The organism is Paenibacillus sp. J14 (genome assembly GCF_000518465.1).
Lineage (GTDB): Bacteria > Bacillota > Bacilli > Paenibacillales > Paenibacillaceae > Fontibacillus > Fontibacillus barengoltzii.
Genome location: NZ_JADQ01000013.1, coordinates 25,144 through 40,536, shown reverse-complemented (window position 1 = coordinate 40,536; position 15,393 = coordinate 25,144). Strand labels below are relative to the sequence as shown.

Here is a 15,393-nt window from a genome sequence, read left to right as displayed (position 1 = left end):
AATATCATAGAAAGTAGGTGTACGTGTGGCTGATGTAATTGTTATTGGAGCAGGACCTGCAGGAGCTAGTGCAGCACTTTTCTTGGCGAAGGCAGGTAAAGAAACGCTCGTTCTGGACAGCAACTCCAGTATGACCAAACGGGCATGGATCGAGAATCATTACGGTGCGAAGGACATTTCCGGACCCGATTTGCTGAAGGTCGGCCGGGAGCAAGCGGAGAAATTCGGCGCGAAGTTCATTGAAGAGAAAGTGACTGACATCGATACGAACGGTGGTTCAACGGTTACGGTGAAGACCGAATCCGGCCGCAGTTATGAAGCGTCCCATATCATATTGGCCACCGGCGCGTTAACCGACCTTGCAAGCGCTATCGGTTTGGAGCTGAAGGAAGGCCGCGAACCTCGAATCAAAACGGTGATTGCTACGGATGGCCAAGGCCGTACGAGCATTCCGCGCATTTGGGCAGCAGGAACGGTTGCCGGGGTAAGCGTGCATACGATCATTACCGCGGGCGACGGCGCGAAGGTCGCGATTGAGTTGATCAGCGAAATGAACGGCGAACGCTACGTTGATCACGACGTACTTAAGTAAGACATCTGAACATACAACAGGCCTCCGATGACGGGGCCTTTTTATTTTTGCCAATATCCATCAGGGAGCCTGAAATTTGAGAACCTGCACTTTGTCCGGTATGCTTAAGAAGAAGGAATACGATCTGGCCGAAGTTGGGAAAATGATGAGGAGAAAGGCAGGGCGGCTATGTTTAACAGATGGCGATGGTTCGTTGGATGTATGGCAGGACTGACTATAATCATAATCGCGTCGGCGTGCGCCCGCGGCCAGATTATGGATCAACCGACACCAGCGGAGACGCAGACAACAGAAGTAGAACACCCCCACGATATCACATTAATGATTGATGGAGGCACCTTTATCCCTGATGTGACGCGTAACCTGCATTTTGATTATATCGACGGGTTAACGGTACGTCATGCCTTGGCAAGCAGCGGGATTGTCAAATTTACAGAGGACCAGTCCGCCATTCAATCGGTGGGGGAGGTGTCGCTGGATTCGGCGTTGGAATGGGGGACCCGGCTAAATGATAAGGAGCTGGCCTCTACCAACTGGGATCAGGAGCTGCAAATGGGTGACAAGCTGCTGGTTTACGTCAAGACGGTGGACAGCTATGAAGCGATCTCGCCGCTGGCGTCCTTGCTGTTGATTATCGACGGGGGCAGTCAGAAGCAATATTTTGTCCATAAATACAGTGATAACACCACCGTTCGAGATCTCCTGAAGCACAGTGGATTGGTACAGTTTAACCCTAACCATAAATCAATTATCTCCGTCGGCGGCTATACCCCTAAGCAGGACGAGCAATGGATCCTGAAAGTGAATGGGAAGAAGCTGCTGGATAATGGCCTGGATATGAGATTAAAGCCGCAAGACTACGTGGAGATTACCTTGACGACGCAATAGAAGTACGATGTAACTTAGAGATCCGTAATCCTGGTGATCATCCGGGAGAGCGGATTTTTTTACAGAACATTGAAAAAGTTATGACAAAAGTATGTTAAAATTTTCACAATTAATGTGAATGGAATCACAAAGTCCTCCTTATTTGAAAAGTATACTGGGAGCATGGGAGCACTTCAAATTTTAACTATCGCCAAGTTGCATGAGACCCAGGTGTTTATTGGAGGAGGCATTTTAAAGATATGGGAATGGAACGAGAGAAACTAGTTGTTATCGGTAACGGAATGGCCGGAATCAGCACGGTAGAGCAAATTCTGAAGTTGACTACGAAATTTGACATTACGGTATTCGGAAGCGAGCCGCATCCGAACTACAATCGAATTATGCTGTCATATGTGCTGGAAGGCAGCAAAACGCTGGACGATATCGTGCTGAACGATTTGAACTGGTACAAAGAGAACGGGATCACCCTGCATCTCGGAACTGCAGTGGAACGGATTGATGCCGAAGCCAAAGAGGTCGTCGCCGATAATGGGTTGCGCGTCCCGTACGATAAAGTGCTGATCGCAACGGGCTCCAATTCGCTGATCTTGCCGATTCCAGGCAGCGATAAGGAAGGGGTCGTTGGCTTCCGTGACATCGCGGACTGCAAGCAAATGTTGGAGGCGGCGAAGACCTACAAGAAGGCGGCTGTCATTGGCGGTGGACTGTTGGGATTGGAAGCGGCCAAAGGCCTTGTGCAACTGGGGATGGACGTGACGGTTGTACATTTGATGGAAGATCTGATGGAACGCCAGTTAGACCATCAGGCAGCGAGCATGTTGAAAGCAGAGTTGGAGCGGCAAGGGATCCAATTTAAGATGGGCGCACAAACGACGGAGCTGTTTGGCGACCATCGGGTTCGCGGCCTGCGCTTTGCCGACGGGACGGAGCTGGAGGCGGAATTCGTCGTTATGGCTGTGGGAATTCGACCTAATGTTGCGGTTGCTAAAGCCAGCGGCATCGAAGTGAACCGTGGGATCGTCGTGAACGACTATCTGCAAACCTCGCTTGAAGGTGTGTATTCTGTGGGGGAATGTACGGAGCACCGCGGGGTTTTTTACGGTCTGGTTGCGCCTTTGTTCGAGCAGGGGATGGTGTTGGCGAAGCATATCAGCGGCGTGGATACCGCGCCTTATGAGGGTTCGGTCGTATCGACCAAGCTCAAAATTTCCGGCGTGGATGTATTCTCCACCGGTGAATTTATCGATGGACCGGAGCATACGGTGATCGTCAGCAAGGACGAGTGGAAACGCACCTATAAGAAAATTTTGCTGAAGGACGGCAAGCTGGTTGGGGCAGTGCTGTTCGGGGATATCACAGATTCGGCTGAGCTGCAGAAGCTGATTAAGCAAGGCGCGGAGATGACCGATGAGTTGTACGAATCGCTGATGGGCGGGGGCTGCTGCGGCGGCACCAAGAAGAAGGCATCGGTCGAAACGATGAGCGATGAGGAAATCGTCTGCGGCTGTAACGGGGTGACGAAAGGCACGATTGTGGACTGCATCGTAAATCAAGGGATGACGACGGTCGACGAAATTAAAGCGAGCACCGGAGCGACTCGATCTTGCGGCGGCTGTAAACCGGTCGTCGAGCAGATCCTGCAATATGTGCTTGGCGATGGCTTTACCCAATCGGCGAAACAGGGGATTTGCAGCTGCACTACGCTTAGCCGGGACGAGATCGTTGCCGAGATTAAAGCGAAAGGGCTGCAGACAACCAAAGAAGTGATGAATGTGCTCGGATGGACGCAGCCGGAAGGCTGTTCGAAGTGTCGGCCGGCGATTAACTACTATCTAGGCATGATCTACCCGGATACCCATGAAGATGAAAAAGCTTCGCGTTTCGTCAACGAACGGATGAATGCCAACATTCAAAAGGACGGCACGTATACCGTGGTGCCGCGGATGTACGGCGGCGTCACAACGCCGGAAGATCTGAAGAAAATCGCCGATGTTTCGTTGAAATACAATGTCAAGGTGGTCAAGGTCACGGGCGGACAACGGCTGGATTTGATCGGCGTGAAGAAAGAGGACCTGCCGAAGGTGTGGGCAGAGCTGGATATGCCGTCAGGTTATGCTTATGCCAAATCGTTGCGCACAGTAAAGACCTGCGTTGGTTCGCAGTTCTGCCGTTTTGGCACCCAGGATTCAATGGGTATGGGCGCGCTGCTGGAGCGCAAATTCGAGCGGCTGGACTTCCCGGCGAAATTTAAGATGGCGGTTAACGGCTGCCCGCGTAACTGCGCCGAGTCGTGCACCAAAGATATCGGGATCGTTGGCAATGACGGCGGTTGGGAGGTCTTCATTGGCGGCAACGGCGGGATCAAGCCGCGCTTGGCGGACTCGCTGTGCAAGGTGAAAACCGATGAGGAATTGATTGAAGTGTGCGGCGCGCTGATGCAGTACTACCGTGAAACCGGCAACTACCTGGAGAGAACGTCGGAATGGGTGGAACGGATGGGCCTTGAGCATATCCGCTCGGTTATCGTTGACGATGTGAAGAACCGCAAAGCGCTGATGGAACGGATTGAATTTGCTTTGAAGCAAGTATCCGATCCATGGAAAAAAGTGCTGAACGACAACGAACAGCTTGGCAAATTGTATCACTCGTTAGAAGTGAGCAGCCAGCTGTAATACAGCGTCCTAGAGAAAGGGGTCATGGTGCATGAGTATGGAGAGTAAGGGCGAAACGTTTTATCCTGTTGGTGCCTTGGAGGATTTTCTGCTGCAAATCGGGCGTGTCGTGGAAGTGGCCGGCCTGCAAATTGCCGTGTTCCGAACATCGGATGGCCGGATTTTTGCGGCGCTGAACCAAAATCCGCATCCAAAGGGCGGACCGCTGGCCGAGGGGATCGTATCGGGTCATTATCTGTATGATCCGTTGTATGATTGGAAAATCGACCTGACCACCGGGCTCGTTCAAGCACCGGATACCGGGCAGGTCACGATGTTCCCGGTCAAGGTGGAGGACGAACAGGTCTACATTGCCGCTGCTGCTTTGCAGCAAGCGTAGTGCGGCTATCGACAGCGCGGTGATCGGAAGGTCGCCGCGCTATTTTTGAAGCATGAGGCAAGTTTGATTTGGGGGCGGTGCGGTATTCGTCGCAATGGCATATTGGTTCATTTCGCCCATGCGCAAGAAAGCACAGGGCTCATAACCACATAAGTATCCCCCAACCTCATTGGGTAGCGAAGAGGATTGGGGGATTTTTTTACGCGATGGGAAGAAAGCAAAAAAACCGCCCTCCAATCATGGGACGGTTCAATACACCGGAACTAACGCCGTATATAGGGCGAGTACTAGGCGGTTAAATACGGCAGATTTCGTTCGGGCACAGCTCGCAGTGGCAAATATCTTGCAGCATGACCAGGTCTTTGATTACGATCATCCCGTTCTCATAGTCCAGCGCTTCCTTTTTGCGCAGGTCGCTTAGCATTCGGTTGACACTTTCGCGCGTTGCCCCGATCATGTTGGACAAGTCAGTATGGGTGATCTTCTTATTAATCAGAATTGCATCTCCGTGCGGTTCACCGTACGTATTGCTCAAGCGAATCAAGGTCGAGCACAAAGCGCCCGGTTTGCCGTACATCATCAGATCGCGGAATTTGGTTTGCGTCAAACGGTGATGGATGCCCATCCATTTCATGAAATCGATGGCGAAATCGCAATGCTGGCAAATCATGATTTCCAGGTCCTTCTGCTCAATAATGCCGATTTCACAGTCTTCGATGACTTCGGCGGTAAAGCTATGCTTCGAGCTGAAGAACGGATCGGCTTGCCCAACCATATCGCCGACACCATACATGTAGAGGATCAACTCTTTGCCCTCATCTGTCGATTTCGTCAACTTCACGCGGCCGCGCTTGATGTAGAACAGTTTATCGGAATAGTCTCCTTCCCAGAACAAATGTGTCCCCTCGGGATAAGATTTGTCTTTCATCGTAACGAGAAGGCGATTGAAGTTTTGCTCTGAAAAACAGCTCGTATTGCCGCGGGGCAGGGTGGCATTCACAATTTCACTCATCATCGATTTCCCCTTTGTGCTCCAAATTTTTCTGAAAATTTTAAATTAATTATAACTGGTTTTTTATAATTTTTGGGGGCTTTAAAGCCCGAAAAAGTGAACATTGTGAGAAATTTCACTATGTCGAATCGGATATTCACGCTAAAAACGGTGCAAAATAATAAACTGGCGTTCGCAGCATTCGATAAGTATTTCAAAGAGACACTATGTACACAATGTAAAGTATATATGAAAAATTTATCGTGGCAAGTGAAAAACTTTCAACTTTTTTAAAGTATGTGAAAAAATTCACTATACAAAACAAAAAGCCTGTGCTATGATCAAGACATAAAGAGAAGCACACACGCTTCATAGGGATTCGCTCATAAGTGAATTTTTTCACAATATAAAACTTAGTCCACCATGTGCAAGCAAATCCCTAATCCAAAAATTTAGGAGGATGAGAGAGATGGCTGTTAAAAACGAAGTGGCTGTGAAAGCTCAGCCAACCGCACAAGAGTATATTCAAACGTTGATCGACAAAGCGAAGAAAGCTTCCGAAGCTTTCATGAGCATGGATCAGGAGCAGATCGACAAGATTGTGCAAGCGATGGCTTTGGCTGGACTCGACAAGCATATGTATCTGGCGAAAATGGCGATCGAGGAAACGGGACGCGGCGTTTACGAAGATAAAATCATCAAGAACATGTTTGCAACGGAGTATATTTGGAACAGCATTAAGTACCAAAAAACAGTTGGCGTCATCGAAGACAATCCTTACGAAAGCTTCCAAAAAATCGCCGAGCCACTCGGGATCATTATGGGGATTACTCCAGTTACGAACCCGACGTCGACTACGATTTACAAAGCGCTGATCGCCGTGAAGACACGCAATCCGATCATCTTCGGCTTCCATCCATCCGCGCAAAAATGTAGTGCAGAAGCCGCTAAAATATTGCTTGAAGCGGCCGTTAAACACGGCGCACCTGCGGACTGCATCCAATGGATCGAAGATCCTTCCATGGATCGCACGAACGCGCTGATGAATCATCCGGACGTAGCTTGCATTCTGGCTACCGGCGGTTCCGCGATGGTTAAAGCGGCTTATAGCTGCGGTAAACCGGCCCTCGGCGTAGGCCCTGGTAACGTTCCTTGCTTCATTGAGAAGAGCGCCGACCTGGATCAAGCGGTTAACGACCTGATCTTGTCCAAAACGTTCGACAACGGCATGATTTGCGCATCTGAACAGGCGGTAATTATCGAAGAACCGATCTTTGACCAAGTGAAGAAGAAAATGATCGCCAACGGCTGCTATTTTGTAAATAAAGAAGAAGCTGCGAAGCTGACCGCAGGCGCGATCAACGCTGAAAAATGTGCGGTGAACCCTGCGATCGTTGGTCAATCGGCCGTAAAAATCGCGGAAATGTGCGGCATCGACGTCCCGGCCGGAACGAAAATTCTCGTTGCCGAGATCGAAGGCGTTGGCCCGAAATTCCCATTGTCTGCAGAAAAGTTGAGTCCTGTACTCGCTTGCTACAAAGTGAAAAATGCAGAGGAAGGCATTAAGCGTGCGCTGGAAGTGGTGCAATTTGGCGGTATGGGTCATTCCTCGGTCATCCACTCGAATAATGATGAAGTGATTCAACAATTCTCCGAACGGATGCCAACCTGCCGGATCCTGGTGAACCAACCTTCTTCGCAAGGCGGTATCGGCGACATCTACAACACGAACCTGCCGTCGCTGACACTGGGCTGCGGATCGTATGGACGCAACTCGACTTCGTCGAACGTAACGGCCGTGAATCTGATCAACGTGAAAAGGGTGAATCATCGTACCGTGAACATGCAATGGTTTAAAGTGCCTAGCAAAATTTACTTCGAGAAAAACTCGACGCAATACTTGGCGAAGATGCCGGACATCTCCCGCGTCATGATCGTGACTGACCCGATGATGGTGAAGCTTGGCTACGTGGAAAGAGTCGAACATTTCTTGCGTCAACGCCAAACGCCAGTCGCCATCGAAGTGTTCTCGGACGTTGAACCTGATCCATCGACCACGACTGTACAACGCGGTACAGAGCTGATGGCGAAATTCCAGCCGGACTGCATTATCGCGCTGGGCGGCGGTTCGCCGATGGACGCAGCCAAAGGCATGTGGCTGTTCTATGAATACCCGGATACCGACTTCCACAATCTGAAGCAAAAATTTATGGATATTCGCAAACGGATCTACAAATATCCGCGTCTCGGCCAAAAAGCGAAGTTCGTGGCGATTCCAACAACGTCGGGTACCGGTTCCGAAGTGACCTCGTTCTCGGTAATCACGGATAAAATCAACGGCAATACGAAATACCCGTTGGCGGATTACGAGCTGACGCCGGACGTCGCGATTATCGACCCTGAATTCGTATACAGCTTGCCAAAAGTTGCAGTCGCAGATACCGGAATGGACGTACTGACGCATGCGATCGAAGCTTACGTCTCGGTTATGGCGAACGACTACACAGACGGTCTGGCGATTAAAGCGATCCAACTGGTATTCCAATACCTGGAGAAATCGGCACTGACCGGTGACAAGCTGGCCCGTGAGAAAATGCACAACGCTTCGACGCTCGCAGGGATGGCGTTCGCCAACGCATTCCTTGGCATCAACCACAGCTTGGCGCACAAATGGGGCGGTCAATACGGTACGGCTCATGGACGTACCAATGCGATTCTGATGCCGCACGTCATCCGCTACAACGCGAAGAAACCAACGAAATTCGCGGCATGGCCGAAATACAGAAACTTCGTTGCCGATGAACGTTATGCAGAAATCGCCCGCATTCTGGGTCTGCCGGCTCGCACGACGGAAGAAGGCGTGAAGAGCTTGATCAAAGCGGTGCGCGATCTGAACAAGAAGCTGGGCATTCCGGAATCGTTCCAAGCGCTTGGTTTCGATGCGAAGGATTTCGAATCGCGCGTCGATTACCTGGCGGACCGTGCCTTCGAAGACCAATGTACGACGGCGAATCCGAAGCTGCCGCTGGTCAGCGAGCTGGCTGAGATTTATCGCGATGCCTTCTATGGTAGATTTGAAGAATAAGTGAACAGGCGGGTAAAAAAGGTGACAAATATCACTCAATGTGATATTTGTCACAATCTTTTTGGTTAGGAAGAGCTATGATTACAGTATAAATGATCCCTCAGAAATAAGTGAGCGGAACCCGGTCTTTCGGGGCCGGGTACCATAATTGTCTAAGTTGTGAAAAGTATCACAAATTTTAGGGATCATGAGGCGCGGGATAGACCTTCAACCGCGACCACATATATAAATGGAGGGAATCAAGATGTCGGTGATCGAAAGAGAAGTAACAGAAACGAAGGCACAAAACGCATGGAGAGGCTTCAAAGCTGGGAAATGGATGAAGGAAGTGGATACGCGCGATTTCATCCAATCCAACGTGAATCCTTATGAAGGAAATGAATCCTTCTTGAAAGGCGCTACGGCGAACACGAAAGCGTTGTGGGATATCGTATCGCAGCTGTCCGTGAAAGAACGGGAAGCTGGAGGGGTCCTGGATGTAGACGTGAATACGCCGTCGACGATTACTTCCCATGCTCCTGGATATTTGGATAAAGAGAAAGAACAAATCGTTGGCGTTCAGGGTTCGGCCCCGTTCCAACGCACGATCCATCCATTCGGCGGGATCAACATGGTTATCAATGCATGCAAAGCTTATGGCTTCGATCTGCCAGCTGAGATCGTCAACCTGTTTACAACGATTCGTAAAACCCATAACCAAGGGGTATTTGATGCTTATACATCGGAAATGAGAGCCGCCCGTAAAGCCGGGATTATCACTGGCCTTCCTGACGCATACGGCCGCGGTCGGATCATCGGGGACTATCGCCGCGTTGCTCTGTATGGCGTAGACTTCTTGATCAAGCAAAAACAACAAGAACTGAAATCCCTTGAAGTGGATGTCATCGATGAAGATGTGATTCGCTTGCGGGAAGAAATTTCTGAACAAATTCGCGCTTTGGGTGAATTGAAACAGCTTGGCGAAATGTACGGATTCGACATTTCCAGACCGGCAAACAATGCGAAGGAAGCTTTCCAATGGCTGTACTTCGGTTATCTGGCAGCGGTCAAAGAACAAGACGGTGCCGCGATGTCCCTCGGACGTGTATCTTCGTTCCTCGATATTTACATTGAACGCGACCTGGCTGAAGGAACGCTGACTGAAGAAGCAGCCCAAGAATTGGTTGACCATTTCGTTATGAAGCTGCGCATCGTGAAATTCTTGAGAACGCCAGAGTACAACGAACTGTTCAGCGGTGACCCAACTTGGGTAACGGAATCGATCGGCGGGATGTCCGTAAACGGTCAGACGCTTGTAACGAAGAACAGCTTCCGCTTCCTGCATACGCTGTACAACCTGGGACCGGCTCCAGAACCAAACCTGACTGTGCTCTGGTCGGAGCAACTGCCTGATGCCTTCAAGAAATACTGTGCGAAGGTATCGATTGAAACGAGCTCGATTCAATACGAAAACGACGATCTGATGCGTCCGATTTACGGTGACGATTACGGGATCGCCTGCTGCGTCTCCGCGATGAGAATCGGGAAACAAATGCAATTCTTCGGCGCTCGTGCGAACTTGGCGAAAGCTCTGTTGTACGCGATCAACGGTGGTAAGGATGAAAAATCCGGCGTCCAAGTGGGTCCGGAATATCCAGCGATCACTTCGGAATATCTCGACTATAACGAAGTAATGAAACGCTTCATCCCAATGATGGAATGGTTGGCTAAGCTGTATGTCAACACCCTGAACGTGATCCACTACATGCATGATAAATACTGCTACGAACGGATCGAGATGGCGCTGCACGACCGTGACATTCTTCGTACGATGGCTTGCGGTATCGCCGGCTTGTCCGTGGCAACCGATTCGCTCAGCGCGATCAAATATGCGAAAGTGAAACCGATCCGCAACGAAAACGGCATTGCAGTAGACTTCGAAATCGAAGGCGACTTCCCTTGCTACGGCAACAACGACGACCGCGTTGACCAAATTGCGGTAGAGTTGGTTGAAACGTTCATGAGCATGATCCGCAAGCATAAAACGTATCGTAACTCGCTGCCAACTCAATCGGTGTTGACAATTACGTCGAACGTTGTATATGGTAAGAAAACAGGCAGCACGCCGGACGGACGTAAAGCTGGCGAACCGTTCGCACCAGGGGCGAACCCGATGCACGGCCGCGACAAGAAAGGGGCGTTAGCTTCCCTGAGCTCGGTAGCGAAACTGCCATATGAGCACAGCTTGGACGGCATCTCGAATACGTTCTCGATCGTGCCGAAGGCATTGGGTAAAGAAATCGAAACTCGCCAATCGAACCTTGTATCGATGATGGACGGATACTTCGGCAGCAACGCGCATCACTTGAACGTCAACGTCTTTGACCGTGAACAACTGCTTGACGCTATGGAACATCCGGAGAACTATCCGCAATTAACGATCCGTGTATCGGGGTATGCGGTAAACTTCATCAAGTTGACTCGTGAGCAACAATTGGATGTCATCAACCGGACCTTCCACGGCAAAATGTAATAACCTGCTGACTAGCAGCAACAATTGAAGCTGAACGATAAAATGGGGAGTTGGGCTTGGATCGCCTTTCTCCCCATTCCATTATCGGGAGCGATTTAGGGAAAGGGTGACGAAGATGCTTAAAGGTCGCATACATTCATTAGAAACGTTCGGAACCGTAGATGGACCGGGGATTCGTTTCGTCCTCTTTATGCAAGGCTGCTTGTTGCAGTGCCAATATTGCCATAACCCGGACACCTGGAGTTTGACGGAAGGCAAGGAGATGACGGTTGAAGAAGTTTTGGCTGAAATCGAGCCATACTTGAACTACTATCGTACATCGGGCGGTGGGCTGACGGTTTCGGGCGGCGAAGCGACGCTGCAGGCGCCGTTTGTTACGGAATTGTTCCGGGAAGTGAAGCGGCGCTGGAACCTTCATACGACGCTGGATACGAACGGCTATAACGAGGGCGACAAGATCAAAGATTTGCTGGATGTCACCGATTTGGTCCTGTTGGATTTAAAACATATCGACAACGAGAAGCACATCAAGCTGACGGGCAAACCTAACGATCGAATGTTGAAGATGGCTCGCTGGCTGTCGGATCATGATCGGAAAATGTGGATTCGTCACGTATATGTGCCCGGCATCCACAACGATGAACAAGATTTGCTGGAGCTCGGGCGGTTTATCGGCAGCCTGAAGGGGGTAGAGAAGTTCGAAATTCTCCCTTACCACCAAATGGGCGTATACAAATGGCAGGAGCTCGGTTGGGCTTACCCGCTGGAAGGTGTACCTTCGCCCACGGATGAAGAGATCGAACGAGCTTATCGGTTGATTCGCGAAGGTGAGCAGCAAACAGCAGCTAAACTTTGAATTATATGTTATATATCCTTACACGAAAATACAATATCTCGAATACAAACGGTTAGACCTCTCGTTATACGTTAGGTTTAACCGTTTTCATTTTGGTTTTTAGATGATATTATCCCCTTTATAGAAAAATGTCCTCCTTATCAAAGGGAATGACGCTTTCTATAATGAGGGTGTATCACATAAATGAGTTTGAGGAGGGTCTATCTAACATGAGGAAGAGTTTGGTGCTGCTGCTGTCTCTTGTGTTTGTTGCATCCGCGCTGCTCGCCGGCTGCGGCAAATCCGGCAACAACGGAAGCAATGCTGCCCCTGCCCCGTCGAATAGTCAGGGCACAAATGCGGGGACCGAAACGGAAACGAACAACGATCCGTTTGAGATCACGATCCGTCACACCCAGGTTGGCGAATCCAAGAAGTTCCGCCTGGCGATGCTGGAGGACGTCGTTAAGAAGACGGAAGCTGCTGTACCGGGCTTAACGATCAAGCTGGATGCGGTAGACTCCGAAGTGAACCGCAAAGAGAAGCTGCGGGGTGAAATGGCTGCTGGCAAACCGCCGGAAATCTTCGACGTCTTTGGCAGTCCGGATGCCCAACTGTATGCCAAGGAAGGCTTGATGCTGGATTTGACGCCAATCATCGAAGAATTGGGGATCAAAGATAAATTTACGACACTAGATCCGTTTACCCTTGACGGCAAAGTATACGGCTTGCCAATCGGGGGTTCTATCGAAGGGTATTTCTACAATAAAGAGTATTTTGAATCCAAAGGGCTGACGGTACCGAAGACGCTTGGGGAACTGGAGCAAATCGCCGAGAAAATTAAGGCGGACGGCAAAATTCCGTTTGCACAATCCTCGAAGGATGCTTGGATTCCGCTGATGACGACCAATAACCTGTGGTCCTATTATGCCGGTCCGGAGATCACTTATGGCTTCAAGACAGGCGCAACGAAATGGACAGACGAGAATATGGTCAAGGCGATTGCCAAACATCAGGAATGGGTTGAAAAAGGTTACTTTAAGAAAGGCGAGCTCGGCTTTGAATACGCGGATATGAGAAACCAAGTCATTACAGGCGAGGCCATCATGATGATGGACGGCTCCTGGGCGAACTCCGTATTCCGTGATCCGGCTCAAGCTGGCGACATGGTTGGCAAAATCGGCTTCTTCAACATGCCGCCATTAAATGAAGGGGATCCGGTTGTTGTCATGCAGGATGCCAACAACGGTTATGGCTTCTCCAGTGCCGTTGCGGAGGATCCACGCAAGCTGGCAGCCGTTAAGGAATTCATCAAGAACATGTGGACGGAAGAAATGCAACTGCGCGGTTTGAAAGAAGACGGCGTACTGCCAGCCATGAAGATGGATCTGGAGCAAATGAAGACGGCGTCCGACGACCCGCTGATGCAGGATATCTTTGCAGCGGTAAGCGAGATCGGCACTTCCTTCCCAGCGTTTGACGCGCTCGTACAAGCGGAAGTGAATACGGCGCTGAGCATGGGCATTCAGCAAATCATCGGCGGCGAAATCGACCCGGCGAAGATGCTGGAGAATGTGCAGGCCGCGCAAGATGCAGCCAATGCTGCGGCGGAATAATTGTGAAATCTCAAGTTTGATCATGAACAAGGGCGTCACCCGCCGGCAGCGGTTCTGGGGACGCCCTTGCTTCCAACTACGGAGGTATAGGCATGAATAAAGCGCTCAGAAGTCCTCTGATTTACAGCTTATTTGTTCTCCCGGCATTGATCTTGTTTGTTGCCTTTTTCATCTATCCGATCTTTAACGCCATCAACAACAGCTTTACCAGTTGGAACGGCATTTCTAAGCATATGACCTATATTGGTTTGGACAATTATGAGATGGCCTTCAAGGATCAAGCATTCTGGAAATCGGTGCGCAACAATGTGTACTTCATTCTGTTCTCCTGTCTGATTCAGGTTCCGCTGATCGTGTTCTTCTCCCTCTTAATCGCAAATGTGAAGAAGCTGAAGGGACTGTATAAGACAGCGGTCTTTATGCCGTCGATCATGTCCACCGCCGTCATCGGGATCTTGTGGGGGTTCATTTATAATCCTGATTTCGGGCTGATGAACCAAGTGCTTGGGATCTTTGGCATTCCCCCGGTGTACTGGCTGTCGGACAAAAATTGGGCCATGCTCTCCATCCTGATTACGAATGCTTGGCAGTGGACCGGATTCTATATCGTAATGGTGCTGGCGGCGATTCTGGCAATCCCGCGTGAACTGGACGAAGCCGCGGCGATTGATGGAGCGAGCGGCATCCAACGGGCGATCCGAATTACCCTTCCGCTGATCATGCCGATCATTAGTGTCGTCGTGATGCTGTCGGTGGCCGGCGCCATGAAAGCGGCCGATATCGTACTAGTTATGACCAAAGGCGGGCCGGCCGGCTCAACGGACGTCATGGCAACGTACATGATCCGCTACGCGATCACCAGCTTCCGTCACGGATTTGGCAACGCCATCGCCGTGCTGATCTTTGCCTTTACGATCATTATTACCGCCTTGTACCAAATCCTGGTCGTTCGACGCACAGAAAGGATTGAATACTGATGAGAGTGCTGAAAAAGTCGATCCCGCATCTGTTCCTGATGGCGTATCTGCTCATCATTTTGTATCCGTTTCTGTTCGTGTTGTTCTCTTCGGTCAAAACCGATAACCAAGCGATCGCTTCCAATCCGTTTGGGTTACCGTCGTCGATTATTTTTGACAATTACATTAATGCTTGGGTGAACGCCAAGATCAGCACGTATTTTTTCAATAGCTTATATATCGGTGTATTATCGGCGTGCTTGTCGATTCTGTTTGCGGCGATGCTGGCCTTTGCCGTGACCCGCATGCGGTTCAACCGGCTCAGTGCGGTCGTATTCCAGCTCATCCTGCTGGGGATGCTGATCCCCAACAACTCGCTGCTGCTGCCGATCTACAGCATGATGCGGAACCTGAACGTTCTCGACACGCACATGGCCTTGATTTTGCCTTATGTGGCGAACGCGATTCCGTTTTCGGTCATTATTCTAGCGGCGTTTATGCGCTCGATCCCGGGTGAAATTGAAGAAGCTGCCGTTATGGACGGATTAGGCTCTGCGGGGGTGTTCTTTCGCGTGATGCTGCCGCTAACGGTGCCGGCAATCGTGACCGTGTTTATCATTAACTTCCTCGGCAACTGGAACGAGTTTTTGCTGGCAAACTATTTCCTGTCCAAGGATGAACTTCGCACGCTCCCGGTTGGGATGGTCGGATTCCGTGATGCGTACAACACCAACTACGCGCAGATGTCAGCTGGCATCGTGTTCAGCGTACTGCCGGTCATGATCATCTATGCAGTGCTTCAAGAAAAAATAATTGAAGGCGTTACGGCTGGCAGCGTTAAAGGTTAGATCGTGGCGTGGTAGAATA

The 15,393-nt window shown here is 50.3% G+C and carries 11 protein-coding genes; 10 read left to right on the top strand and 1 reads right to left on the bottom strand.

What is annotated here, in order from left to right; translation table 11 throughout:
- Window positions 1-25 precede the first annotated feature (25 nt).
- From M891_RS0106710 to nirD, 4 genes are all read left to right on the top strand, one after another.
- Complete coding sequence (locus M891_RS0106710) at window positions 26-592, top strand: FAD-dependent oxidoreductase (RefSeq protein ID WP_009225302.1); 567 nt, start codon at window positions 26-28, stop codon at window positions 590-592.
- Between the two features lie 168 nt (window positions 593-760).
- The gene (locus M891_RS0106705) at window positions 761-1,480 is read left to right on the top strand and encodes a hypothetical protein (protein ID WP_139816693.1); all 720 of its coding nucleotides are present in this window, start codon (window positions 761-763) and stop codon (window positions 1,478-1,480) included.
- Window positions 1,481-1,719: 239 nt separating this feature from the next.
- Window positions 1,720-4,152 carry a nitrite reductase large subunit NirB gene (nirB, locus tag M891_RS0106700; protein ID WP_028538284.1) on the top strand — a complete coding sequence of 811 codons (2,433 nt, stop codon included), beginning with the start codon at window positions 1,720-1,722 and terminating at the stop codon, window positions 4,150-4,152.
- Window positions 4,153-4,183: 31 nt separating this feature from the next.
- A complete protein-coding gene (gene nirD, locus M891_RS0106695) occupies window positions 4,184-4,531 on the top strand; it encodes a nitrite reductase small subunit NirD (RefSeq protein ID WP_028538283.1) in 348 nt (115 codons plus the stop codon).
- Window positions 4,532-4,826: 295 nt separating this feature from the next.
- On the opposite strand, the gene M891_RS0106690 is transcribed toward nirD, so the two are convergent.
- Entirely contained in the window at window positions 4,827-5,543 is a 717-nt protein-coding gene (locus M891_RS0106690; RefSeq protein WP_028538282.1) for a Crp/Fnr family transcriptional regulator, read from the bottom strand.
- Window positions 5,544-5,991: 448 nt separating this feature from the next.
- On the opposite strand from M891_RS0106690, the gene adhE reads away from it, so the two are divergent.
- From adhE to M891_RS0106660, 6 genes are all read left to right on the top strand, one after another.
- Window positions 5,992-8,607: a bifunctional acetaldehyde-CoA/alcohol dehydrogenase gene (adhE, locus tag M891_RS0106685; protein WP_016311666.1), complete on the top strand. Its 2,616-nt coding sequence runs from the start codon at window positions 5,992-5,994 to the stop codon at window positions 8,605-8,607.
- A 244-nt stretch (window positions 8,608-8,851) separates the two neighbouring features.
- Entirely contained in the window at window positions 8,852-11,119 is a 2,268-nt protein-coding gene (pflB, locus tag M891_RS0106680; protein WP_016311667.1) for a formate C-acetyltransferase, read from the top strand.
- Between the two features lie 115 nt (window positions 11,120-11,234).
- Window positions 11,235-11,975 carry a pyruvate formate-lyase-activating protein gene (gene pflA / locus M891_RS0106675; protein ID WP_028538281.1) on the top strand — a complete coding sequence of 247 codons (741 nt, stop codon included), beginning with the start codon at window positions 11,235-11,237 and terminating at the stop codon, window positions 11,973-11,975.
- 209 nt (window positions 11,976-12,184) lie between these two features.
- Window positions 12,185-13,570 (top strand): ABC transporter substrate-binding protein, encoded by a 1,386-nt coding sequence (locus M891_RS0106670; protein WP_028538280.1) that lies wholly within the window; start codon window positions 12,185-12,187, stop codon window positions 13,568-13,570.
- A 92-nt stretch (window positions 13,571-13,662) separates the two neighbouring features.
- Window positions 13,663-14,547: a carbohydrate ABC transporter permease gene (locus tag M891_RS0106665; RefSeq protein WP_028538279.1), complete on the top strand. Its 885-nt coding sequence runs from the start codon at window positions 13,663-13,665 to the stop codon at window positions 14,545-14,547.
- Complete coding sequence (locus M891_RS0106660) at window positions 14,547-15,374, top strand: carbohydrate ABC transporter permease (protein WP_016311670.1); 828 nt, start codon at window positions 14,547-14,549, stop codon at window positions 15,372-15,374. The genes M891_RS0106665 and M891_RS0106660 overlap by 1 nt, the downstream gene beginning before the upstream one ends.
- Window positions 15,375-15,393: the final 19 nt, after the last annotated feature.